Source organism: Trichlorobacter ammonificans, from assembly GCF_933509905.1.
Classification (GTDB): Bacteria; Desulfobacterota; Desulfuromonadia; order Geobacterales; family Pseudopelobacteraceae; genus Trichlorobacter; species Trichlorobacter ammonificans.
Map to the genome: position 1 here is coordinate 1,610,794 of NZ_OW150024.1, position 23,398 is coordinate 1,634,191.

At 61.1% G+C, this 23,398-nt stretch carries 17 protein-coding genes; 2 read left to right on the forward strand and 15 right to left on the reverse strand.

From position 1 onward, the window contains the following. The 13 genes from RAK07_RS07335 to prsT all read right to left on the reverse strand — a co-directional run bounded on the left by RAK07_RS07335 (position 1) and on the right by prsT (position 15,739). On the reverse strand, positions 1–900 hold the full coding sequence (locus RAK07_RS07335; protein ID WP_305732182.1) for a GNAT family N-acetyltransferase: 900 nt from the start codon (positions 898–900) through the stop codon (positions 1–3). Between the two features lie 18 nt (positions 901–918). Beyond that, entirely contained in the window at positions 919–1,743 is an 825-nt protein-coding gene (locus RAK07_RS07340) for a methyltransferase (protein WP_305732183.1), read from the reverse strand. 39 nt (positions 1,744–1,782) lie between these two features. Then, positions 1,783–2,829 carry a DegT/DnrJ/EryC1/StrS family aminotransferase gene (locus tag RAK07_RS07345; RefSeq protein ID WP_305732184.1) on the reverse strand — a complete coding sequence of 349 codons (1,047 nt, stop codon included), beginning with the start codon at positions 2,827–2,829 and terminating at the stop codon, positions 1,783–1,785. After that, positions 2,823–4,139 (reverse strand): ABC transporter ATP-binding protein, encoded by a 1,317-nt coding sequence (locus RAK07_RS07350; protein ID WP_305732185.1) that lies wholly within the window; start codon positions 4,137–4,139, stop codon positions 2,823–2,825. Before RAK07_RS07350 ends, RAK07_RS07345 begins: the two co-directional genes overlap by 7 nt. Positions 4,140–4,185: 46 nt before the next feature. Beyond that, a complete protein-coding gene (locus RAK07_RS07355; RefSeq protein WP_305732186.1) occupies positions 4,186–5,034 on the reverse strand; it encodes an ABC transporter permease in 849 nt (282 codons plus the stop codon). A 37-nt stretch (positions 5,035–5,071) separates the two neighbouring features. Beyond that, positions 5,072–5,920 carry an XrtA system polysaccharide deacetylase gene (locus tag RAK07_RS07360; RefSeq protein ID WP_305732187.1) on the reverse strand — a complete coding sequence of 283 codons (849 nt, stop codon included), beginning with the start codon at positions 5,918–5,920 and terminating at the stop codon, positions 5,072–5,074. A 9-nt stretch (positions 5,921–5,929) separates the two neighbouring features. After that, complete coding sequence (locus RAK07_RS07365; RefSeq protein WP_305732188.1) at positions 5,930–7,159, reverse strand: TIGR03016 family PEP-CTERM system-associated outer membrane protein; 1,230 nt, start codon at positions 7,157–7,159, stop codon at positions 5,930–5,932. Between the two features lie 20 nt (positions 7,160–7,179). Then, entirely contained in the window at positions 7,180–8,352 is a 1,173-nt protein-coding gene (locus tag RAK07_RS07370) for an XrtA/PEP-CTERM system-associated ATPase (protein WP_305732189.1), read from the reverse strand. 78 nt (positions 8,353–8,430) lie between these two features. Further along, positions 8,431–9,237 carry an XrtA-associated tyrosine autokinase gene (locus RAK07_RS07375; RefSeq protein WP_305732190.1) on the reverse strand — a complete coding sequence of 269 codons (807 nt, stop codon included), beginning with the start codon at positions 9,235–9,237 and terminating at the stop codon, positions 8,431–8,433. A 45-nt stretch (positions 9,238–9,282) separates the two neighbouring features. Beyond that, entirely contained in the window at positions 9,283–10,791 is a 1,509-nt protein-coding gene (locus tag RAK07_RS07380) for an XrtA system polysaccharide chain length determinant (RefSeq protein WP_305732191.1), read from the reverse strand. Positions 10,792–10,833: 42 nt separating this feature from the next. Further along, on the reverse strand, positions 10,834–11,637 hold the full coding sequence (locus tag RAK07_RS07385; protein WP_305732192.1) for a polysaccharide biosynthesis/export family protein: 804 nt from the start codon (positions 11,635–11,637) through the stop codon (positions 10,834–10,836). A gap of 49 nt (positions 11,638–11,686) precedes the next feature. Further along, the gene (locus RAK07_RS07390; RefSeq protein ID WP_305732193.1) at positions 11,687–13,054 is read right to left on the reverse strand and encodes a TIGR03013 family XrtA/PEP-CTERM system glycosyltransferase; all 1,368 of its coding nucleotides are present in this window, start codon (positions 13,052–13,054) and stop codon (positions 11,687–11,689) included. 36 nt (positions 13,055–13,090) lie between these two features. Continuing rightward, entirely contained in the window at positions 13,091–15,739 is a 2,649-nt protein-coding gene (gene prsT, locus RAK07_RS07395) for an XrtA/PEP-CTERM system TPR-repeat protein PrsT (protein ID WP_305732194.1), read from the reverse strand. A 536-nt stretch (positions 15,740–16,275) separates the two neighbouring features. Here prsT and RAK07_RS07400 point away from each other — a divergent pair. After that, positions 16,276–17,751 (forward strand): diguanylate cyclase domain-containing protein, encoded by a 1,476-nt coding sequence (locus RAK07_RS07400; protein ID WP_305732195.1) that lies wholly within the window; start codon positions 16,276–16,278, stop codon positions 17,749–17,751. Between the two features lie 43 nt (positions 17,752–17,794). Further along, positions 17,795–18,481 carry a Crp/Fnr family transcriptional regulator gene (locus tag RAK07_RS07405; RefSeq protein WP_305732196.1) on the forward strand — a complete coding sequence of 229 codons (687 nt, stop codon included), beginning with the start codon at positions 17,795–17,797 and terminating at the stop codon, positions 18,479–18,481. 14 nt (positions 18,482–18,495) lie between these two features. On the opposite strand, the gene RAK07_RS07410 is transcribed toward RAK07_RS07405, so the two are convergent. Then, positions 18,496–20,427, reverse strand: a complete 1,932-nt coding sequence (locus tag RAK07_RS07410) for a PAS domain-containing sensor histidine kinase (protein ID WP_305732197.1) — start codon at positions 20,425–20,427, stop codon at positions 18,496–18,498. After that, positions 20,424–23,267: a hybrid sensor histidine kinase/response regulator gene (locus RAK07_RS07415; protein WP_305732198.1), complete on the reverse strand. Its 2,844-nt coding sequence runs from the start codon at positions 23,265–23,267 to the stop codon at positions 20,424–20,426. Before RAK07_RS07415 ends, RAK07_RS07410 begins: the two co-directional genes overlap by 4 nt. Between the last annotated feature and the right edge of the window lie 131 nt (positions 23,268–23,398).

Here is a 23,398-nt window from a genome sequence, read left to right on the forward strand (position 1 = left end):
TCAGCCGAATTCTCCCGCCCGGTAGGCCGGGAAATAGCCGGTTGCGGGAGATCCCGCCGCCTGAACCATTTCGGCGTATCGCTGCGGATTGCAGGTTTTGCCGCAGAACCAGGTCATGCGGGTCTCCGTTGCCCAGCCCTTCTTGAAGCGGGTCAGGCCGTTGTCGGCGGCGGCTACTCCGGCCCCGGCCCCCCAGTCGAACCAGCGGGCCCTGCCGGAGAAGTACTCGATCTCGCTCCAGTACAGGGCGTAGGCGGCCAGCAGCTGCTGATCCAGCTCACTGCTGCCCACCAGGTGGCCGTAGCAGATGTCATCCTGCACGATCACCAAATGCGCCGCCACCGCGGTACCCTGATACAGGGCACGAAACAGTACCGCGCCGGGAATGCTCAACTGCTTCTTGAACGAATCACGTGAAAATGCCCGAATTCCCCGAACATTGAACTTTCTGGAAAGATTACCGTACAGTTCCGTCCACTCGTCGAGATAGCGGATCGGCTCCTTGCAGATGTCAATGCTGACGTTCTTGAGCGCCTTGCGGACGTAGTAGCGATGATGGGAAGAGACAATGGTTGTGATCGACTGCGACAGGTCCGCAACGAAGTGCGGTTTGAACGGCATCACTACGTCGAAGCAGCCGTGCAGCAGTGCTTCGTCGTACTGCCCGAAAGGATCGGTAACCAGCGCCAGGCTGACCAGCTCGTGGCGCAGCGGCTCCAGGTCCGCCGCTAGCCCCCCCCAATCGCGGCAAACGAACAGCGGGTAGCAGCCCATGGCATCACGGTAATCCGACCCCGCAATGGGGCGCTCCAGAAGCCAGCCGCCGCTGGCGGGCAGGTGGCGCGGCGTTCCGAACTCCGCCAGGGAGCCGGCATAGTCGGGATGGCAAAAACCGTTCATGGTGCTCCCCTCCCCTGCTCAGGCAACGGCGTGGCCGAACTCCGGCGAGGTCAGACACACGGGCCAGAGGAAGCCCGCCAGCGGATAGTCGTCGATGTCGGCGGTACAGGTCACCTGCCCCCGCAGCAACCTGCTTTCAATAATGGTTCCCTCGATGCTGCCCATGGTACGGGGCACGGTAAACGGTACCAGCGACCTGACCTGCAGCCATGCTTTGGCCAGCATCCGTCGATAGTCCGCTTCGGTCCGATCCCAACCGCGGATGCGACGCGACACGCTTCCCCCGACGGCAACGGTTGCCGTTGCCGGTTGCCGTTGCGGCATGAGCCGCTCGATCACCAGCACCCTGCTCTCCGGCGCCATGATCGAGGAACAGGCTCGCAGGATCTGCAGGGCACGGCTCTCTTCCCAGTCGCTCAGGATGTTTGAGAGAATATAGATATCTCCTCCCGCTGGAGGCGCATTCCTGAACATATCGCCCGCCACTGTCCGGCAGCGGTCCGCGACCCCCTGGGCCAGCAGGTATGAACCGGTAGCGGCCAGAGCCGCGGGGGAATCGAAAATAATGCCGGTGGTACCCGGATGGTTCTGCAAAATGGCAGTCATCAGGGTTCCGGTTCCTCCCCCGACGTCCACGATGGTGCGGGCCCGGGAGAAGTCGTAGGACAGCGCCACGCTGTCCGCCCAGGCGTCGTCGTCCCGGCCCATCAGCTCGTTGGCGAGGTTCGCCAGGTGCTCACCCATGCCCAGCTTCGACGCTACGTGGACCAGGTGATCCAACAGGTGGCTGCCCGTCTCTCTTCCCGTGTGTGGGGATGCCGCTGTACGCTGTTCTGTAGCCATGACGGTTTCCTTCCGCTGCCGGACTGCGTCCGGCAGTTGTCAGCAACGCTTCAGTTGCCCGTTGATGATGTTCGCCATCCGTGCCATGTCATCCTGATCGTAGCGCTGGTCGCAGGGCAGGGTCATGATCTCCGCCGAGAGCCGATGGCTCTCACGGAACCGCTCCGGCACCACCCCCTGCAGCGGCCAGTGCAGCGGCGGATAGATGCCGTGCCTGAACAGCTCCTCCCGCAGGCGGTCCCGCTGCCCCACCCTGACCGGAAAACCGAGGGGTACAACGCCGTCGGGCAGAACGGGAAACAGCGCCAGGTCCGCCAGAAGCGAGGCGAGGTAGCGGTAATTGGCGATCCGTTGCCGCGCAATCTCCCCGTAATCGAACCCCTGGAAGAGCAACTGACGGGAAAGTTCACTCATGGCATAGGGTCCCGTCGGCCCTTCCTGCTCCGCCTGCCGGAACAATTCGAACCAGTACCGATCGCCGCCGCTGCGGTCGAACTCCCGGCGCTTCAGCGCGGCGCTCCGGCATGTCAGCCACCAGGTCTCCGGAGCCGGCTCCAGCGGCTGATCCGACGCGATCCTGCCCCTGACCGGCACCAGGATACCGCCGTCCGGAACCCCGACAAACTTGCGGGGACTGTACAGCACCAAGTCGGCGCAACGTCCCACCCCATCGCTGAGCAACGCCTGGGAAGCGTCCTCCAGGACGACGGCACCCCGTCGGCGCAGCCGCTGCAGCCACGCCGGATCGCAGGGGAACCCGAAGTAGTCCACCACCACCACCAGGTCCCCCGGCGACACGTCGCCCAGCCACTCCCAATCACGGGGGGCCAGGTCGGCGCCAATGCCGTAGAGCCTTACCGGTGTCCGCCCCTCGCCTATGGTTTGCAGGAGGTGGTTGCAGAAAAAGGACGGCAACCAGACCGTGGCCGGAGCGAGCCGCTCGATGGCGAGCGCAATGCCGGAACGTCCGTTTGCCAGCAGGATCGCTTCCTTGGTGAGGAAAGGAGGTGGCGCCGGTGCCGGTTGCAGCGGTTCCGCGAGACCGAACATGCCGCCCACGATGTGCTCAGGACCATGGTTCAGCATGACGCCTCCTCCAGCGCGGAACAGCAGGCGCTCTCCGGCAGGCAGGCGGCATCGGCCGGCAGTTCCAGCAACCGGGTGACCCAGTGCAGCCGGGGCTGCACCACGCCCGGTTCCCGGCCGTAGCAGCTTCCCTCCCGCTGTCGCAGGTCGAGGATGGTGATCGGCACCTGACTTTCATACTTGAACAGCACCGTGCTGGAATCCTTCACCACAATGACCGTGAAGCGGTGAATGCCGCTGTTGAGCAGGTCACCCGGAAAATGGCCGGTGCTGCGGTACAGCCCTGCCGGCAGCGGTTGACTGGTACCGCAGCCGGTGGAAAAGGCGACGATCCCCTCGGCAGTGACAAGATGCACCGTGACATGCAGGCAACTGTCCGGCACCAGGTTCCAGAACTCGATATCCAGCAGGAAGGGGGACTCCATGGTGAGCGGCTCCCCGCTGTTGCCGTCCCGGCGCCGCAAGCGCAGCCGCCGCAGGCGCACCGCGTCGCATCCCGGCCCTTCTTCCGGCCGTTCCCATACTTCTTCGTTCAACTGTCCGGCACCGGTTGATGCGGCCAGGTACCGGCCCACCACCAGGCGCGCCGGCCCGTCGTCAACGACACTGCCCCCGCTCACCCAGAGCACCCGCTCGCAGAGACTGTTCACGGCGGTCATGTTGTGGCTGATGAAGATGACGGTCTGCCCGCCACGGGCCACGGAACCGATCCTGCCCAGGCATTTCTTCTGGAACGCCATATCTCCAACCGCCAGTACTTCATCCACCAACAGGATCTCCGGTTCCAGGTGCGCCGCAACCGCAAAGGCCAGCCGGACGTACATGCCGCTTGAGTACCGTTTCACCGGCATGTCCAGGAAGCGGCCCACCTCGGAGAACTCGACAATGGCATCGAACCGGCGACGGATCTCCTCCCGCTTCATGCCGATGACCGCACCGTTTAAGTAGATGTTCTCACGACCGGACAGCTCGGGATGAAAACCGGTGCCCACTTCCAGCAACGACCCGACCCGCCCGTTGATGACGGCCCTGCCGGCGGTGGGTGGCGTAATGCGGGCAAGCAGCTTGAGCAGCGTGCTTTTGCCGGCCCCGTTGTGGCCGACGATCCCCACCACCTCGCCCTGGCCGATCTCGAAGGAGACATCCTTCACCGCCCAGAAGGCGGACGGTTTCCGCCCGCCGCCGTCACGGCGGAATATTCCCCGGACGCGGTCGGCAAGCTGGTCGGCCAGGGTATCATGCCGCGACGACGACGCTGCGATAGTGTACTTTTTGGACAGGTTTTCCGCTTTGATGGCCGTACGGGACATGTGGATGCACCTTTCCGGGTCCGCTCCCTCCACCTCGGTGGTCGTTTCAGATCACGTCGGCAAAGGATTGTTCCATGTTCTTGAAGTAGATGATGCCGACGAAGCACAACAGCAGGATAACCGCGGTACTCACCATCATCGGCAGGGGATCGGGGGGAGCCGTGCCGAGCAGGGCCCAGCGGAACCCCTCGATCACCGCCACCATCGGATTCAGGCTGTAGAGCAGCCGCCATTGTTCCGGCACGGCGCTGACCGGGTAGGCTACCGGCGAAACGTACATCCAGACCTGGCTCACAAAGGGAATGATGCTGCCCACGTCCCGGTAGCGGACGTTCAGGGCCGATGAGCAGAGCCCCACCGCCAGGGCGGTGACAAGGGCCAGGATCAGAAACAGCGGCAGCAGCAGCAGCCCAGCGGAAGGGACGACCCGGTACCAGCCCATCAGAACCAGCAGCACCAGGAAGGAGAAGAGCAAGTCAACCACCGGCGCCAGGGCGGCTGCCAGGGGAATCAGCAGGCGGGGAAAGTAGATCTTGGTCACCAGGTTGGCGTTGCTCACGATGCTGCCGGAGGTTTTGGCCAGGGCCTGGGAAAAATAGGTCCAGGGCAGCAGGGCTGCAAAGGCGAAGAGCGGATAGGGGATGCCGTCGGAGGGAACCTTCGCCAGCCGGCTGAAGACAAAGGTAAAGATCAGCATGGTGATTAACGGCTGCACCACCACCCAGGCCGCGCCGATGGCGGTCTGCTTGTAGCGGGTCAGCACATCCCGCCAGATCAGGAAGCACAGCAGTTCCCGGTACTGCCAGATACTGCCCAGTTCCAGCTGCAAAAGCCCCCTGCGGGGTTCGATGACCACCGACGGCCTGTCGGCGCTGATGCCTGCGCTGCACTCCATAGCCATCTCTCCGTTTCCGGCGGACCAGAGGGTCCGCTCATGCTGCCGCGCGGTTCAGAACGGTACGAGCCGTGGTGAAGCGGAAATTGTCCAGCAGGTGACGCACCTTCAGCTCCATCCGCTCCAGGTTCAGATAATGCCGGAAGCGCGACCTGACCCCGGCCCTGATGCGGGGCTGGCCGGGGTCCAGCTCCCAGGGATGGAAGTAGACAATGACCGGCTGCCCTTCCCGGTCGTTGATTTCCCGCAGCGCCCGTGTCACCAGCGCTGCGGGAAACAGCCGCAGGTAGCCGCCGCCGGCGATCGGGAGGTGGTAGCTCCACCTCCCGCTTCCCACCTGGTAGGTGGACAGGGGAAATTCCCGGATATCGCCGGCATGGGTTGAAATTTGATGGGGAAAACGTTTGCCCCCCGGAATGCCGTACAGATCGTGCCGTACCGGAAAGATGCTGGAGTCGTAGGTAAACCCCTCTTCCAGCAGCGTATCCATGGCCCAGAGGGATTGTGCCGTGATCGAGTAGCTGGGAGCACGGTAGCCGTGCACCTGTTCGCCGCAGATATCCTCAAGAATCCGCTTGGCGCGGGAAACATCGGCCCTGAATTCACTCGGAGTCTGCCGGTAGACCAGTTGATGGGCGTAGCCGTGACAGGCGATCTCATGCCCCCGCCGACGGATCTCCCGCACCAGGTGCGGCATCCGTTCGGCCACCCACCCCAGCACGAAGAAGGTGGCGGTGACGGCGTACTCGTCCAGCATGTCGAGAATACGGCGCGTGTTCTCGCCGACCCGCAGAGGATGGTTTTCCCAGGTCTCAGGCCGGATCTGCCGCTCGAATGCGGTCACGTGGAAGTAGTCCTCCACATCAATGGTCAGGGCGTTCAGCATGGCGGCACCTCAGAACACTTTCCTGATCTCCACGATCCCGCGGTTGACGTGGTAGTTGTCCGTGGCGATCCCGGGTGAGTAGTAATCCGCATAATAGTAGGAGAGCGACAGCGTGAGCTGTTCGGCCAGCAGGTAGCTCAGCCCCGCGCTGGCCAGCAGACGCCGCGTGTAGCTTCCCTGTTGCGGCTGTTCGTACTTCTCGGCGGTAAAGGAGAGCGTGCCGCTCAGGTCGCTGCTGAGCTCGCACTGTCCCCGGGCAGTACCGCCGTACTTCTTCGTCCGCATCGAGCCGGTTTCCGTCTGCTTGAACTCCGAGTAGATCGGCGCGATACTGACCAGGCCGTTTTTGAAACGTTTTTCCAGGGTACCGGTGACAAAGGTTTCCTGCACGATGTTGCGCAGCGGGTCCTCGACATAGTGCTTGCCCGTGGTCACCGTGGCGGTCACCGTGTCGACCTGGTGCGTGATGCCGGCATTCCAGAAAGCGCTGCTCAGGCGCTGGTCGCTGTGATCGTAACGGGTCCAGCTGTTCCCGCCCTGGGCAAAGAGGAAGGACTTTTCAGCGTATTCGTAGCGAAATCCGCCGAAGGCCAGGTGTTGGTTGAAGTTGTCGTTATTGGCCAGTTCCCGCGTGAAGGTGTAGCCGGCAGTCAGCTCCAGTCCCTGGGAAAGGGCGTGGGTCAGCTCGGCAAAACCGATATGGTCCATCTTGTTGATGGCCGGTGAATCAAAGTAGCGGGTGTCAACGAACCGGTACCCGGTTTTAAGGAGCGTCCTGTCGGTCAGGTTCAGCTTGAAGTAGGGGGAGGCCGCGACAACGTTGCGGTCGGACTGGTTCAGGAAGAGGCTTTCCTTGCTGACGTCCCGGGCAACATCCAGCGACACCCGCTGGTAGTCGTCCGTCACGTCGAGATACAGGAGATTGTTGACCGCCACCAGGTAGCCCTTTGCCGCCAGCAGGTGGGTGATCTCGTCATCGCGCCGCTTTTTGGCGTAATGCCGGTAGTCCAGCTGGTAATTGAGATCACCGGTAAAGGCCGGCGCCTTGTAGCTGAGACTGACTCCGGGCAGAGCGCGGGTGATGAAGTCGGAAAGGCGGTTGGTCCGGCTCTCGAACACATTGTCGGTGTACTCCTCGCTGACGGTCAGCGAGGGATGCACCTCGAATTCCGCTCCCTGTGCCACGGCTGCGGCGACAACGATACTGCCCATGATGAACACCCCTGACGATTTCAACATGGAAGACCCCCTTCAGGAAATTAGAGCCTGAACATCCGGCTGAATATGGTACCCATAGCAGAAGGTGACGTTTCCGCAACGGGAAAACCGCTGAGCTGTCCACCGCTGGCCGCGTGACGCTCCCCGCCGTACATGTTCCGGATAAGCTCCCCGGTCTTCTCCTGGTGTGACCGCACGGTGTTTTCCAGCTCGGCGATCCGCGTGGTCATTTCCTCGACCAGCCGCCGGCTGGTCTGCTCCGATTCCTTGCCTACGGCATCAAGCCGCCGGTGAATTTCACCGATCATGGCCGTGAACAACTGCTCGTTGCGGGGCGACAACGTGCTGGGCTCTCCGGCCGCTTCCTTCATGATGTGGCCGTCCATCGACTCGCTCCCCCAGAAGTGGTACTCGAAATCCAGGTCGCCGATGATGTCCTGGACCAGGGGGGTGTCGATGACCGTCTTCTCCTCCACGTAGGCAGCCAGCAGGATGAAATCGCAGATGATGTTGATCAGGCGGGGGACCCCCCTGCTGTAGGTGTAGATGATGTTGATGGTCTCCTGGGAAAACCGGACCGCATCGCGGTCTCCGGCCCGCTCCAGGCGATGCAGGATGTACTGCTCGGTCTCGTTGGGGCTCAGCGGCTGGATATGGCAGTTGATGCTGATCCGCTGGCGGAGCTGAATCAGGGAGGAGGAGGCCAGGGTTTTGCGCAGCTCCGGCTGCCCCACCAGGATGATCTGCAGCAGCTTGGCGTTGTCCGTCTCCAGGTTGGACAACATCCTGATCTCTTCCAGCAGCTCATGATCCAGGTTCTGGGCCTCGTCGATGATCAGCACCGCCTGGTTTCCCTTGACGAACTGCTCGATCAGGAAGGCGTTCAGCTCGCGCAGCATGGTGATCTTGTCCTTGTTCTGCACCGGCAGCCCGAAGTCGTCGTTGATCATGGCCAGCAACTGGTCGGAATCGAGACGGGTATTGAAGACCTTGGACAGAATCACGTTGTCCAGGTTCTTCTTGATCAGGTTCCTGATGATGGTGGTCTTGCCGGATCCCACCTCGCCGGTAAGCAGGATGAACCCCGCCCGCTCCCTGATGCCGTAATCCAGGTAGGAGAGCGCCCGCTTATGCGAACTGCTCATGTAGAGAAAGTCCGGGTTCGGCAGCAGGTCGAACGGTTTCTGCTTCAGATTGAAAAAGGCTTCATACATACCCTGTCTCCTTGCCGGGCTGTTGCACACTGCCGGCACTCATGCCTCTTCCTGTGCGCAGGCCCTGCCGGACGCTGCTCAGGCGCTGGCTTCGCGAACGTAGCGGTAGCGGTCGACCGGCATTTCCGTGGCCGCCTCGTTGTAGACGACCCCCAGCATGGTGCTCCCTTTCAGGCACTCCATCGTCTCTTCGAGATTGTGCAGGGTCACCAGACCTTCCTTGGCCACCAGGATGATGCCGTCCACGATGGTGCTTAAGGAACGGGTTTCCGCAAAGGGAAGCACCGGAGGGGTATCGATGATGATGTAGCGGTCGTTGTAGCGGTTCTTCATCTCCAGGAAGAAATCCCTGATCCGCTGCGAGGTGAACATCTCCACCGGATTGGGCATGGAGCGACCGGCGGAGAGAAAGGAAAGCTTGCCGATGCCGGTATGGACCAGCGCATCCTTCACATCCACGTTGTCCAGCAGGCAGTCGGCCAGCCCTACCCTGTTTTCAACCCCCAGGTAGGTATGCAGGTTCGGCTTTCTGATGTCCGCATCCACCAGCAGTACGGTGTGATCGAACTCCTGGGCCAGGCTTAAGGCCAGGTTGGCGGCGGTAATGCTTTTGCCTTCGTTGCTGACGGAGCTGGTCACCATCAGCATGTTCAGGAACGCCTCGGTCTTGGTCAGGTGCACGATCACCGATTTCAGCTTGCGGTATTCCTCCGCCGCCTGGGTGTGGGGGTCATTGGCCGTCACCAGCAACTGGTTCGTCAGCTCCAGCCTGCTCTCCGGCAGGGGCGGCACATGCACCCGGGGAGCCCGGGGGGCCGAAACGTCAGAGGTCACCTCGACACGCAGCCGTGCGGCTTTTTCCAATGCTTCCTCTATTCTGCTCATATCCGTATCCTTTCAGAATTGATGCGGGCAAACGGCCCTAATTCCCTATTTGAAGGTATCGCCGGTCAGTTGGACCAGGCGCTGTCTGATCACGGACGGACTGAAAATGTCCACGGAAAGATACCGGATCAGTTCAATCGGAACGGTTGCCACAATCACCAGGAAACAGGCCCCTGCCACGGCATAGAACCACTTGTCCCGCCTGCGGATTGCCGCTATGGCCGCCGGGTCCGGAATGCTGGGCACCACCGCCAGAATCCTGATACCGAGGGATTTCAGGGAGCGGACCGTGCGGACCGACTTGTCGTGATGATCCAGCAGCACCAGGAAGGCAAAACTGGCCAGCAGCCCGCCGACGATGCCGAAGAGGATGATCTTTACCCGTTGCGGGCTGACCGGCTTGGTGGGCAGAATGGCCGGGTCCACCACCCGGAAGGTGGTGGTCTTGTCCTGTACCTCCATCTGCTTGGAGACTTCGGACTGACCGTAACGGGCAACCAGTTGCTCGTACAGGTTGCGCTGGCTGTTCCGCTCCCGCTCCAGCTCCTCCAGCCCGGCCCTGGCCGCCGGCACGCTGCGCAGCAGATACTGGCGGGAGGCGATGAAACGGCGCTGGTTGTTCTCGGCCTCACGCAGGCTGTTCAGCTCAATGCCAATCTTGTCGGCTTCGGGGGAGGTAACGGCCGCCCGCAGGGCAGGGGCTGCTCCCGAGCGCTGCTGCTCCCTGATGGCCGCCATTTCGTTGCGGACCTCCACGATCTCGGGATGCTGGTCCGTGTAGGTCAGGCTCAGCTCCTGCTGCTTTTTCTGCAACTGGGCCAGCTTGGCATCCAGGGGATCATGGCGCAGGGCCTGCTGCTGCATCTGTTCAAGCTGACGCCGTTTGACGGAAATCTCGTCCAGTCGCTGCTGGCCGTCGTTGATCTCGGCCGCCGTCATCGCCTCGCTCTGGCCCAGCAGGCCGCTGTTCTGGCGCCGGTAGCTGTTCAGTTTCGCCTCCGACTCCTCCAGCTTGGCCTTGATATCGGCGATCTGCTCAGCCAGGAACTTGGTGGCGCCGTAGGATTCTTCCCGCTTGGAGGTGATATTTTCCTCGATGTAGCGACGAACCAGGGTATTGACGAAATCCCGGGCGATACGGGGGTCCTTGTCCGTGTAGGAGATGATGAAGAGCCCCTCCCGGTCCTTCAGCTTGATGTCGGTGCGGGCCTGGACCTCGCGGACCAATTTTTCCAGTTGGGCGCTGTTCTGCTTGTTCACGTTCATGTCCAGATCGTCAAATACCTTGAGCAGCAGGGCGCGGCTGCGGATGGCGTAGGCCAGCACCCGCACCTTGTCCTCGAAGGAAGGGGTGATGGCGATCCCCCTGACCAGTTCGCTGATCACGCTCTTCTCGATGAAGACCGTGCTTCTGGCCTCGAACCGCTCCGGCAGCAGATAGCTGGTAACGGTGACCGTCGCCATGATGGCCAGGGCCAGGGTCACGAACAGGTAGCGTTTCTTGACGATCAACTGCAGATACTTTTTGTAGTCGAAATCCGATGCGTGGTTCATGGGACACCCCTCGACAGACTGTCTGTAGTAAATTAGCGACGGCTAGAACATCCCTTCCTTGACGATGACGTAATCATTGGGCTTGAGCTTCAGATTCTGACTCAGGTCGCCGTCGTTCAGCAGGTCCTTCGCCCTGACTGCCAGCATTACTTCCTTATCGCCATCCCTGCGCAGCACCGTGGTCTCATTCTGCTTGGCGAACTTGCTGAACCCGCCGGCCTCGAGCACCGCTTCCATCACGGTCATGCCGTCCCGGAATTCGATGTACTTGGGATTGTTGACGGCGCCCAGCACGTAGATGCTCTTGTCCGCCAACAGCGGGATATAGATGGCATCGTTCGATTCGATGGCAATATCCTCGGCAGTGTCCCCGCCGATGAAGAGCCGGTGGAAGTCGGACTTGATCTTCTTTCCCTTGCGCAGCACGTAGGCTCGCCGGAGGTCGGCGGTCTTGACGTCGCCGATGTTGCAGAGCAGTTGCAGCAGCGTGGTTCTGCGGTTCAAGTCGTAGGCCGCCGACTTGACCCCGCCGCCGAAGATGTAGACCTTGCTGTTGGTGATCTCACGCACCGTCACGGTGACGTTGGGATTCTTCACCAGCTGTTTCAGGCTTTCTCCGACCGTTTTCTGGAGGCCGGGCGGTGTGTAGCCGCTGGCCCGCACATCTCCCAGCCCCGGAATGGTAATTTTGCCGTCGGGACGCACCTTGACCGTCACATTCAACTCCTTGACCCCCCAGACGAAGACATCCAGGACATCCCCTTCCCCGATGACGTAGTCGTCGGCACGGGAAACGGCGGGAAGCGCAAGGCACCAGACAAGCACAATCGTCACCCAGTGTTTCATCGTATTCTCCTTTGCTGTGTCAGTTGTCCGCACGGTGCCCGGCACAGGCCTACCGTGCTCCTTTCCTGAAGAGGACGACCCTGATCGTTTCAAGAATGATCATCAGATCCAGGCTCAGGGTCAGGTTCTTGATGTAGTAGAGGTCGTAGCGCAGCTTCTCCAGCGCATCCTCCACCGACGCGCCGTAGGGGTAGCGGACCTGGGCCCAGCCGGTAACGCCCGGTTTGACGAAGTGCCGTTCCGAGTAATAGGGAATCGACTCCTTGAGTTTGTTGACGAATTCGGGGCGCTCGGGACGCGGCCCCACCATGCTCATGTCCCCGCGCAGGATATTGAAGAACTGGGGCAGCTCATCGATGCGGGACTTGCGGAAGAAGGCTCCCACCCGGGTTACCCGGCTGTCGTTCTGCTGCGCCCAGACTGCACCGGTGGCGCTTTCCGCATCGCTGCGCATGGTCCTGAACTTGTAGAGCCAGAACGGCTTCTCCTTCTCCCCCACCCGCTCCTGGCGATAGAAGACCGGGCCGGGTGAATCCAACCTGATGGCCAGGGCGATCAGGGGGAAGAAGGGGGCGGTGAGCAGGATGCCGGTGACGGCGCAGCAGATGTCCATGCCCCGTTTCAGCACTTTGCGCAGGCAACCGACCTTGAAGCCGTCCGAAAAAATGATCCAGCTGGGATTCATCCCCTCCAGGAAGAGCTTGCCGGTCACCTGCTCGTAGAAGGTGGGCGCGTCGATCACCTCGACGCCATCAAGTTTGCAGGCCATCACATCCCGGATCGGAAACACCCCCCGCCGCTCGGAGAGGGAAACCACGATCTTGTCCGCCTGCTGCCGCTTGACGGTTTCGTACAGGCTGCCGGTGTTCTCGATAATGATGGACGGCGGCACGTGGGTAGCCTCGTTGGCGCACTGAACGTAGCCGGACAGCACGTAGTTCTCGTCCGATGCCGGGATGATCGCCCCCATCCGTCCCGCCAGGGGACCGACTCCGAGAATCAGCACCCGGCGCGCAAAGCCGCGGCACTTGACATAGAGGCGATAGGCCACGTGACAGAGGAACTGGAGAATGCCGAAGGCAATGACCGCCGATACCAGCAGGTTGTTGCCGTGGGGGTCGTCCGGATAGGCATGGGAAAGGAAGGAGAAGACCAGACAGGCCACCCCCAGGGAAAAGACGATCTTGAAGGCGATTTCGCTGGTGACCAGCTGGTGATGGTTGGCATAAATCTCGGCCAGGAAGGAGAGAAACACCAGAATGGCCACAAAGAGAGCGATCCGGTAGAGGCCGACCCCCATGAAGTCGGCAACGGTGGGAACTGCCGAGCGATGAATGGCCAGGGCGGCCAGAATGGCCAGCATGGCGGCCAGAATGTCGCCGGTTACCAGCAGCAGAATTCTCTTGTGCAGTTCCATGGGAGCCTCCTTGGTGCCGCTCCGGTCGCAGAGACGTCAGTTGAGCTTCGCCAGCAGGCGTCTGGCCTGCGCCGCTTCATCGAATTCCGGTGAGCGCAACGCCGCCTGCAGACGCTCCACAGCCTGTTTTTGCTCACCGCGCGCCGCATGGACCAGCGCAAGATGGTACTGGATGGTGGGATTTCCGGCGAGACGGGCCTCGGCCTTGCGCAACTGCGTCAGTGCCTCATCCAGCCGCCCGTTTTTCAAAAGGGCATAGCCCAGGGTGTCCAGCACTTCCGGACTGTCGCCGGCAATGGCGCTGGCCCGTTCCGCCAGCCGCAGCGCCTCGTCCCTGCCGCAGAAGCCGTCGGCGCACAACTGCGCCAGGTTATTGAGGGCAGGGAGATAGGAACCGGCGAGGGACAGGGCCGCACGGTACTGCTTCACGGCTTCCTTCTTTTCTCCGCGCGCGTCCAGGATGCCGGCCAAAGCTGCATAGGCGGGGGCGTACTGGGGAAAGGTGCGGACCACCGTGTTGCAGGTGGCCAGGGCCTGATCATGGTTGCCCGCCTTGGCCTGCAGTCCGGCCAGGGCCAGCGCCGGCTGGGGATTGCGGCGATCCCGGTCCATGGCCTTCTTCAACTCCGCCATGGCCGGATCGAAGTTACTCTGATCGGCGTAGAGAGAAGCGAGCAACAGATAGCCGAAGGAAGCGGCCGGCTTGGCTTCGATGGCCCGCTGTGCCGCCTTGATCGCTTCGGCCCGGTTGTTCCGGGAGCGGTGGGCGGCAACCAGCAGCGGAATGCCCGCCTCGGGAGAGATGGTTTCGATGGCGTCGAAACTCTTCAATGCCTCCGCATACTGACCGTTTTTCAGGTACAGGCGCCCCTGTTCCTCGAGGATGATCGTGGAGCGGGGCAGAACGCCCAGTGCCTCGGCATAGACCGCCTGAGCTTCCTGCAGGCGCCCTCCCCGCTCATGATGATGGGCCAGCGCCACATAGGCCGCCGGTTCGCGCGATTCCTTGGCCTTCAGCAGGAGGGCGCGGGCCTCGTCGTGACGCGTGCGGTCGTCCAGGAGCGCGGCCATGCGCAGCAGGGCCTGCAGGTTTGCCGGCTGTTTCCGCAACACCGCTCCGTACTCCGCCAGTGCCTTGTCGGCATCGCCGGTTACCGTGTAGTGATCGGCAAGCAAGAAATAGGGATCAATACTGTTCGTATCCTTCTCCTTTGCTTTCTGAAGCTGGCGGATCGCTTCGGCGTTCCTGTGTTCGGAAAACAGGATCCGGGCCATGCCGGCGTGGAGCGCGGCATCCGTTACCTGATCGCTCAGCCCCTCGCCAAGGGTACTCAGGGCCTTGGCATGGTTGTTCCGGTACAGGTGGAACGCCGAGAGGATAAGACGGGCGTGAACCGCGTCCGGCGCCGTCTTCACGGCAGTGGCGAGATCGGCCTCAACGGCCCCCACCTTCCCCTGGCTCAGGTGGATCATCCCCTTTTTCAGATAGGTATCGATCAGCCCCGGATTCAGGGCGATGGAACGGTCAAGGGCCCGCAGTCCCTCAACATACATCCCCTTTGCCATGTAGGCGCTTCCCAACAGATTGTGGGCCAGGGCATTGCCCGGATCGGCCTCCACCAGACGGCTCACTTCGGCAACGGCATCGTCGATCCGTTTCTGCCGGAGCAGGATGACGCCGGTCATCATCCGTGCCTGATGAAAATCCGGCTGCCGGTCGAGGATCAGCCGGAACTGGTTCAGTGCTGTTTCCAGGTCACCGGTGCCGAACAAACTGAGTCCCAGGTAATAGTAGCCGGCTATGGTCGGCTGCAGCCGATTGGCGCTCTGCAGCACCGCAATCGCCTCCGGATACCGCTTTGCGGCAAAGAGCACGAACCCCTTCAGGCGGTATCCCTCGGCATGTTTCGGAAACCGGGAGACCAACGTATCGGCGGTCCGGGCTGCCTGTGCCGTTTCCCCCAGTTCGAGGTCCAGCAGGCCGGCCCGGTACAGGGCCTGGTAGTCGTCGTGGTTGCCATCCACCAGCCGCTGATAGATCGCGCGGGCGGACCGCTTTCTGCCCAGGGCCAGCTCGGCCTCCGCATACAGATTGTTGGCCTTCACGTGCAGCGGGGTCTTGGCGATGATGCCCCCCAGTAACGTCCGGGCTTCTTCCGCCCGTTCCTGCCGCAGGTACAAAGACGCCAGCGCCAGGATGGCGGACTGCTTGCCCGGTTCGATCCGGCAGGCCTGAAGCAGGCTGCTCTCCGCCTCACGGAGTTCCCCCCTCATGGCATGGGCCTTGCCGATCACCTCACGGGCGTCGGCCGAATCGGGCTTGCCGGCCAGGTATTCTTCGGCCTGAAGGATGGCCTGGTCCGGCTTCTTCAGGTGAACGTATACCCCCGCCAGATCCAGGGCGATGGCGGCGCGGTCGGGATTCTGGTGCCGTACTTTGAGGTATTCGCGCTCAGCAAGCTCGAACTTGCCTTCGGCAACGTAGGCGTGCGCCAACTGGTAGCGGACCTCGCTATTGTTCTGTTCCTTGTCCAGCGCACTGCGCAGCAGGACAATGGCGCTTCCCGACTTTCCCTCACGCAGGGCCTGCATCCCCTCCGCGAGCAGCTCTTCACCGGTTTTGCCGGTGCATCCCCAGATGACGGCGACCAGCGCCAGCAGCAGTACTTGGTGTTGTATCTTCACGAAAGCCCCCTTCAGGTACGACCAGCCGACAGCCTGTGAACACAAACGGCGATGTCCATGGGACACCGCTAGCAATCCACAGAGCGTGCCATTCTCAAAACCGCAGGCATCACCAATATAATCAGGCCATTACAGAAGGTTCACAAAGTGGTGCCGGTGTTAAGCTCTGGCATGGCGCCGGGGATGAGGCTCCCGGGAAGACAGGAAAGACCGTTATTGGCGGGAGGTGTAGAGAATGTGACCGGTGTTAATTGTGTTGCCTGGCGTGCCGCCGGCGGTTCCGAAAACAGCGGCTGGTGAGTCCCTGTCAGCCAAAAGGAAATCCTGCTGTCGGGCGTCTTTACGCTTTGCCGGGACCAGCAGCGATCAAACCGGGGATTGTCCATGAAAATAAGAAACTTACACCGTGGCACGCATATTGCTGCAGTGACTCAGCACCCCACTCGCGCCAATGCGGCACTGGCGTTGTCGTGGTTGCACCGCGGGGGTACGGTGAGAACAGAGTTGCCCGGAAACCATGACAACGGAGGTATGACATGACCACCTATTCAAGAATCCTCCTGGCTGAAGACGAAAAGATTTCCGCGGATTACCTGAAGCAGGCGCTGGTCCAGATGGGATACGACATCGCCGGCGTGGTGCAGACCGGTGAGGCGGCGATCCAGGTGGCGCTTGAAGAGAAGCCGGATCTGATCCTGATGGATATCTCCCTGGGCGGAAAAATCGACGGCATCACCGCAGCCGCCACCATCCGGAGCCAGACCGACATGCCGATCATCTACCTGACCGCCAACACCAGCGACAGCGTCTTCGACCAGGCCAAATGTACCGACCCCTACGCCTATCTCGTCAAACCGTACGAGCTGTATCAGTTGAAGCACGCCATCGAACTGGCGCTCTTCAAGCACAGATTCGAGAAAAAACTGAAGGAAAGCGAAATCAAGTACCGCACCATTTTTGAGGCGAGCGACAACGCCATGCTGGTGATCGCTCCCGACGGCACCATCGTCATGGTCAACGAAGAGTTCGAACACATGACCGGCTGTCCGAAAACCGACGTTGAGCATCGCAAGCACTGGAGCGAGTATTTCAGCGAAGGCGAGCGGAACACCATCGAGGAGTACCTGCAGCAGGCCCTCACCGAAACGGGCAACATCCACCGGCACTTCGAGGCCGTGCTGACCGACAGATCGGGAAATTCGCGGATCGTCTACGTCAACATCAGGAAATTCCCCGGCACCACCACCTGCATCATCTCCATGAGCGACATTTCCGAGCTCAAGGCTGCGGAGCACGTGATCACCAGCCTCAACAACGAGCTCAACGATACGATCAAGGAGCTGAAACATGAGATCGTGCGCCGGGAGCGGGTGGAACGGCAGTTACGCCACCGGGCCAGCCACGACCCCCTGACCGGTCTGCCGAACCGGGTGTTGCTCTTCGACCGCCTGAAGCAGGGACTTGCCTTTGAAGCCCGCAACAACAAACTGCTGGCGGTCATGATCCTGGACCTGGACAATTTCAAGTCAATCAACGACACCATGGGCCACCTTTCGGGAGACCTGCTCCTGAAAAACGTGGCTCAGGAACTGCAGAAATGTATGCGGCAGTACGATACGGTGGGACGGATCGGCGGCGACGAGTTCGTGGTGGTGGTCAACGACGTCAACTCGATCCAGGACATCATCACGTTTGCCGAAAAGATCAAGGCAGTCTTCCAGAAACCGTTCAACATCGTCGGTCAGCAGACCTACATCACCACCAGTATCGGCGTGGCGGTGTACCCCCTGCACGGCTCCACCATCGAAACGCTGCTGAAAAAGGCCGACATGGCCATGTACGCGGCCAAGCGGGACGGCCGGAACACCTTCCGCTTCTTCTACGACGCCCTGGATGCCAAAACGGACGAACAGGCGGTCGTCAAGACCGGCCGGCGGGCGACCCACGGTATGGACCAGTTCTTCCGGCTGTTCGTGACGGACAAGGCCAATGCCACGTTGAAGGAACACTGACCGACGACCGCGGCGTACCGCGGCGCGGCCCGCGAGGTGCAGCATGCGTTCCACGCCGAGCCATATCAAAATGCTCGAACATATTCCGCTTTTCTCCTGTCTGCTGGCCAACGAACGCAAAGGGCTGTGCCAGATCATCCTGGAGCGGAAATACCGCAAGGGCTCGGTCATCCTGATGGAGGACGACGCCCGCAACTACATGTACGTCATATTTTCCGGGAAAATCAAAGTGGTGCGGACCCACCCCGACGGCAGGGAGCAGATTCTGGTCATCCGCAAGAAGGGGGATTTTTTCGGTGAGATGACGCTGCTGGATGGAAAGAGTCAGCCCGCCACCATCGTGGCCATGGAGGACGCCACCGTGGGACTGATCTCGAAGACCGATTTCGAGCAGTACTTCATGAAGAATGTGAATGTGCTGAAGGAAATCATTACGTTGCTCTGCGAACGGTTGCGGGAATCCTGGATGATGCTGCGGGTCTTGAGCCTGAGCGACGCCGAAACCCGCCTGCGTGCCGTGCTGGCCTACCTGAGCTCCACCTACGGCGTCAAGGACCAGCGGGGCCTGATCATCCCCTTCAAGATGACCCACAAGGATATTGCCGACTATACGGCACTGACCCGCGAAACCGTCAGCAGGTTGCTGTCACGGCTCAGCCAGGCCGGTGAGATTGAAATTCTGGACAACAAGCATCTGCTGCTCAAACCGTCCTTCGACCGTCCGCTGTAGTCACGCCGCGGCGCTCAGACCTCGATTTCGAACTCCGCGCCACCGTTGACATTCCGGGCGGTAAGTCGGCCGGCCATGTTCTGTTCGATGATCATCTTCGCCATGTACAGCCCCATGCCCCTTCCCTGGGACGGCTGCTTCGTCGTAAAGTAGGGATCGAAAATTTTCGGCAGGATGGCCGGATCAATGCCGCCGCCGTTATCCCATAGCGTCACCACCGTCTTGTCGCCGCACTGCCTGCAACGCAGCTCGATTCTCCCTTCCTCCGTTTCCCGCTCCGTGAGAATGTCGCGGGCATTGTTGAGCAGGGCGAGAACAACCTGGGCATACTCGTTGGGATACCCGGTAACATTCCCCGCCCCTTCGTCGAAGACTTCCAGTACGATCCGGCGGTTCCGCAGGTTGGCCCGCACGATATCCACCGCCCGCTGCACAGCCTCGACCACCCTGAAGGAACGTTTCTCCGTGTCCGGCTTGAAGAAACGACCGAAATCGTTGATGGTCTGCGACATGGCCTGGATGATGCCCATGCACTGGGCCACCCGCTCCCGGAACTGATCTGGTTCCAGCGCCCCCTGGCTGTAGGCGAGGGAAGTGCTTTGCAGCACCAGGCCGATGTTGTTCAGCGGCTGCCGCCACTGGTGGGCGATACTGCTGACCATCTCCCCCATGGCGGCCAGGCGGTTCTGGCTTACCAGCAGGTGGTCCCGTTGCCGCAGCTCGTTGATTGCCGTGTCGATCCGCTGCTCAAGGGAACGGTTGAGCTCCTCAAGCTGCTGCTGCTTGACGGCAAGTGCCTCTTCCGCATCGACACGCTCGGTTACGTCCAGCACCTGGGAGAGGATCGAGGACATGGTCCCCTGCCCGTCCCGCAGGATTGAGTTGTACCACTCGCAAACAATAACCCGGCCGTCTTTCGTATAATTGCGATTGGTAGTGTAGACATGTTTTGCAGTGGGGTCGGAAAGTTTCTCCATGGCGGACTTGACCAGGTCAATATCCGCATCGTGGATAATCTGCAGCTCCATGATCGGTTTCCCGAGCATCTCCCCGGCATGCCAACCGAAAATTCGTTCTGCCTCGCCGGCCCAGCGGGTCACCACGAAGTTGGCATCCCATTCGATGGTGGCCATGGGAGAGGTGTCGATATAGGCGCTCAACCGCTGCTGGCTTTCCTGCAGCGCAAGCAATGCTGCTTTGTGCAGGGTGATATCCCGCGCCGTTGCGTAGCAGGTGCCGTCGCTGTCCCACACTCCCCGCCAGGAAAGCCAGCAGATTGAGCCGTCCCTGCGCCGGTAGCGGTTCTCGAAATTGCTGGTAACACCACCGCCCTGACGGCGTCCGACTTCATCATCGGTCCTCAGCAGGTCTTCGGGGACAACAAATTCCGCGTAGCTATGGCCGATAATCTCCCGTTCGCCGTAGCCGAGCATCGCCAGTCCGGCGGGATTCATCTGCCTGAACCGGCCGTCCGGACCGGTGATGCACATCAGGTCGGATGAATTACTGAACAAGCGGTATGACAGGTCCCGTTCGGCATCCCGCACTCTGCGTTCGGTAATGTCGGTGACAACGGCAAAAATGAGCGGTTGCTCATGAAAAACCACCGGAGTGGGATGCACCTCGACGGTGCGGACTGTTCCGTCGGCCTTGCGGTGCGGCAGAACGATGCAGTTCCTCGACTGCTGCTGCACCTGACACAAGAGGGTACGAATATCCTTCTCGGGCAGGCAACTGATCCGCTGAACGGCCATTCCCCGCAACTCCTCGCGGGAGTATCCGTAAAAGGCCACTGCCGCCTTGTTGGCATCCACGATCCTGCCGGCAAGGGGGTCGACGATCAGCATGATGTCGCAATGCTGGTCGAAAAGGAGGCTGAAACACTCTTCGCTGGCCCAGAGCGCCGCCACGGTCCGCGCCAGTTCGGCGTTGGTGTGTTCGCTCACAGAAGCCCCCGTGCGCGCATCTCGCTTACCTGTCGTCGCACCATCGGCAGTTCCAGTTCCAGCGAATCAACCAGCATCCTGATGGATTCGTACTGATTCTGCCCGGCATGCTCCCGGATATCGGCAAAAATTTTCGTCATGTTCCGCAGGCCGAGGTTTCTGCTCCCCCCCTGAAGAAAATGGGCGGTTTCCGTCAGGCAGCGGTAGTTGCCCTCTTCAATTGCCGCATACAGATTGGGCAACCGCTCCTCCACATTCCGAAGAAACGGCTCCACAACAGTCCGCACCAGCTCTTTGTCCGTCTTGCGGAACAGGGTGATCAGCTTGTTCAGCCGCACCGCGTCAAAGACGCCGCTGTCACCCGTCACATCGTCGTCCTGCTGGAGACTCCCCGCACGGCCGGAGCAACGGAATACCCAGCGTTCGAGCATCTGCTGGATAGCTTCCATGCGGACCGGCTTGCTCAGGTAATCATCCATGCCGGCCTGAATGCACAGCTCCCGGTAGCCGTTCATCGCATTTGCGGTTAAGGCAACGATGACGGTATGCTTTCTGGTTCCCTCAAAACTGCGTATTTCGGCGGTAGCTTCAAAGCCGTTCATATCCGGCAGGTTGCAGTCCATGAGTATCAGATCGTAGCTGGTCTGACATGCCCGCCGGACCGTGTCGCGTCCACTGGAGACAACGTCGGCCGTACAACCGATGGCTTCGAGCATGGTTGCCGCCACCACCTGGCTGCCCGGATCGTCCTCCGCCACCAGGACCCGCAGGGAGCGGAGCGGCGGAAACGTGTCGGCCGCCTGCGGCACGACAGCCGGTTCCGGTGGATCGACGACGGCTGCAGAGCTGCCGGAGGGGCTGAGCATGACAACCGTCAACGCATCCAGGAGTCGCTGCATCCGTACCGGTTTTGCCAGAAACGCGGAAAACACCATGTGTGGAAAACCCTGGTTTCCCTCGAAAAACTGGATATTCTGCGAATGGAGGATCAAGCGGGATGCACAGAGACCCGTATCCCGTTTGATCGTCTTGCCCAGCTCCACGCCATCGTCATCTCCCAGCACCTGGTCAATCAGTACAATACTGAAGGGATCGCGGCACTGCATCGCCTCCTGCATCATCCGCAGGGCTTCCCCGGCGGAGGCGGCCTCGCTGCAACGCACCTTCCAGAAGGCAAGGTAGCCGGCCAGCAACCGGCGATTCTCCTTCTGATCGTCCACAATCAGCACGCGGGCGTTTGCCAGTTCCGCGGGGAGCTCAACCGCCGGACGCTCCGACCGCACGCGCGGCAGGGTGAACATGAACCAGAAGGTGGAGCCCTCACCCGGCGTACTGGTGACACCGATGCATCCCCCCATGATCTCGACGAGATTCTTGCTGATGGCCAGACCGAGACCGGTACCCCCGCGCTTGCGGTTTGACGGTGCATCCACCTGGTAGAACCGCTGGAACAACTGGTGGAGGCTTTCCTCGGGAATGCCGATGCCGGTGTCCCGCACGCTGATCCTGAGCGAAACCGCCTGTTCCGTCACTGCAAGGCGTTCGACGTCCACCACGATGCGTCCGCTGTCGGTGAACTTGACTGCATTGCCCACCAGGTTCACCAGCACCTGCCTGATCCGTCCCGCATCCCCCACCAGCTGTGTCTGCAGGTCCGGCGGGCAGTTGACCATGAGTTCGATCCGCTTGTCTGCCGCACGGGGGGCCAGCAGCTCCCCCACATCCTCGCAGACGCTGCGCAGGTCAAAGGGTGCCGGCTTCAATTCGATGCTTCCCGACTCGATCCTGGAAAAGTCCAGGATGTCGTTGACGATCTCGAGGAGACTGTTGGCCGAGTTCAGGATGCCACCCGCAAAGAAGCGCTGCTGTTCGTTCAGCTCCATCCTGCTCAAAAGGTCGGACATGCCGATGATGCTGTTCAGCGGCGTGCGAATCTCGTGACTCATGGTGGCCAGGAAGTCGCTTTTGGCCTGGTTGGCTGCTTCAGCCAGCGAGTGGGCGGCGATCAGTTCGTGTGACTGCTGCACGATCTGCTCCCGCGATTTTTCAAGTTCCTGAACGTACCGCCTGATCTTCTCCTCGGCATGAACCCGCTCGGTGATGTCCCGCACGATGGCGATCACCTCGTCGGGACCGTTCCCCACCGAGCGAAATTCCAGATGCTTGGTGCTGCCGTTCGCACAGACCCTGAGGCAGACATGCTGGTACTCGTCCGAATCCAGCAAGTGCCGGAGCTGATCGTTGCTTTTCTGGGACACGGGGGCATTCAGCAGGTCCGCAACGTTTCTGCCAACCATGTCGGCTGGCAGGAAATTGAACTCGTGGGTATGGGGGATGTTGCAGTCAAGGATGGTACCATCGCGGTGACAGCGCAGAATCAGGTCGGGAATCGCCATCAGCAGCGCCCGGTGCTTCTGCTCGCTCAGGCGCACCGAGTTTTCCATCCGCTTCAGGGCGCTCTCGTACGCATGCTTGCGCAGAGCCAGCTCGACGCAATGGCTCAACTGGCTGATATCGATCGGTTTCGACAGGTAGGCAAAGGCATTGGCATCCTTGGCCCGGTCAAAGGTGGCGTCATCGGTGCATGCCGTGAGAAAGACGATCGGCACATCGAGACGGGCGTTGATGGCAATGGCCGCCGCAATGCCGTCAACGCCGCCATTTAACGTCACATCCATCAGGATCAGGTCCGGCCGTACCGACCCCACACCGTCGATGGCTGCCCGGGCTGTCCCGACAACGGCAACGACATCGTAGCCAAGGGAGGAAAGCGAGGTGGCAAGGTACTCGGCGGCAACGGCATCATCCTCGACAACCATTATTTTCGAGCCTTCACTCACGCATCCGCTCCTCCTTCACATGTCCGATGCCGCGTACCATCGCTATTTTCAGCAATCAGCTCCCCCCTCCCAGCCTCCTCCCGCCGGGGGAAGGAGCGACATCCTGTATCCCTCCCCGGGAGGGGGGGGGA

Excerpts from the sequence above, each read along its gene's own strand:
- RAK07_RS07400 (WP_305732195.1), top strand. The coding sequence starts at position 16,276 with ATGACCACCTATTCAAGAATCCTCCTGGCTGAAGACGAAAAGATTTCC.
- RAK07_RS07390 (WP_305732193.1), bottom strand. The coding sequence starts at position 13,054 with ATGGAACTGCACAAGAGAATTCTGCTGCTGGTAACCGGCGACATTCTG.
- RAK07_RS07375 (WP_305732190.1), bottom strand. The coding sequence starts at position 9,237 with ATGAGCAGAATAGAGGAAGCATTGGAAAAAGCCGCACGGCTGCGTGTC.
- RAK07_RS07365 (WP_305732188.1), bottom strand. The coding sequence starts at position 7,159 with ATGTTGAAATCGTCAGGGGTGTTCATCATGGGCAGTATCGTTGTCGCC.
- RAK07_RS07385 (WP_305732192.1), bottom strand. The coding sequence starts at position 11,637 with ATGAAACACTGGGTGACGATTGTGCTTGTCTGGTGCCTTGCGCTTCCC.
- RAK07_RS07350 (WP_305732185.1), bottom strand. The coding sequence starts at position 4,139 with ATGTCCCGTACGGCCATCAAAGCGGAAAACCTGTCCAAAAAGTACACT.
- RAK07_RS07370 (WP_305732189.1), bottom strand. The coding sequence starts at position 8,352 with ATGTATGAAGCCTTTTTCAATCTGAAGCAGAAACCGTTCGACCTGCTG.
- RAK07_RS07380 (WP_305732191.1), bottom strand. The coding sequence starts at position 10,791 with ATGAACCACGCATCGGATTTCGACTACAAAAAGTATCTGCAGTTGATC.
- RAK07_RS07355 (WP_305732186.1), bottom strand. The coding sequence starts at position 5,034 with ATGGAGTGCAGCGCAGGCATCAGCGCCGACAGGCCGTCGGTGGTCATC.
- RAK07_RS07360 (WP_305732187.1), bottom strand. The coding sequence starts at position 5,920 with ATGCTGAACGCCCTGACCATTGATGTGGAGGACTACTTCCACGTGACC.
- RAK07_RS07340 (WP_305732183.1), bottom strand. The coding sequence starts at position 1,743 with ATGGCTACAGAACAGCGTACAGCGGCATCCCCACACACGGGAAGAGAG.
- RAK07_RS07345 (WP_305732184.1), bottom strand. The coding sequence starts at position 2,829 with ATGCTGAACCATGGTCCTGAGCACATCGTGGGCGGCATGTTCGGTCTC.
- RAK07_RS07405 (WP_305732196.1), top strand. The coding sequence starts at position 17,795 with ATGCGTTCCACGCCGAGCCATATCAAAATGCTCGAACATATTCCGCTT.
- RAK07_RS07335 (WP_305732182.1), bottom strand. The coding sequence starts at position 900 with ATGAACGGTTTTTGCCATCCCGACTATGCCGGCTCCCTGGCGGAGTTC.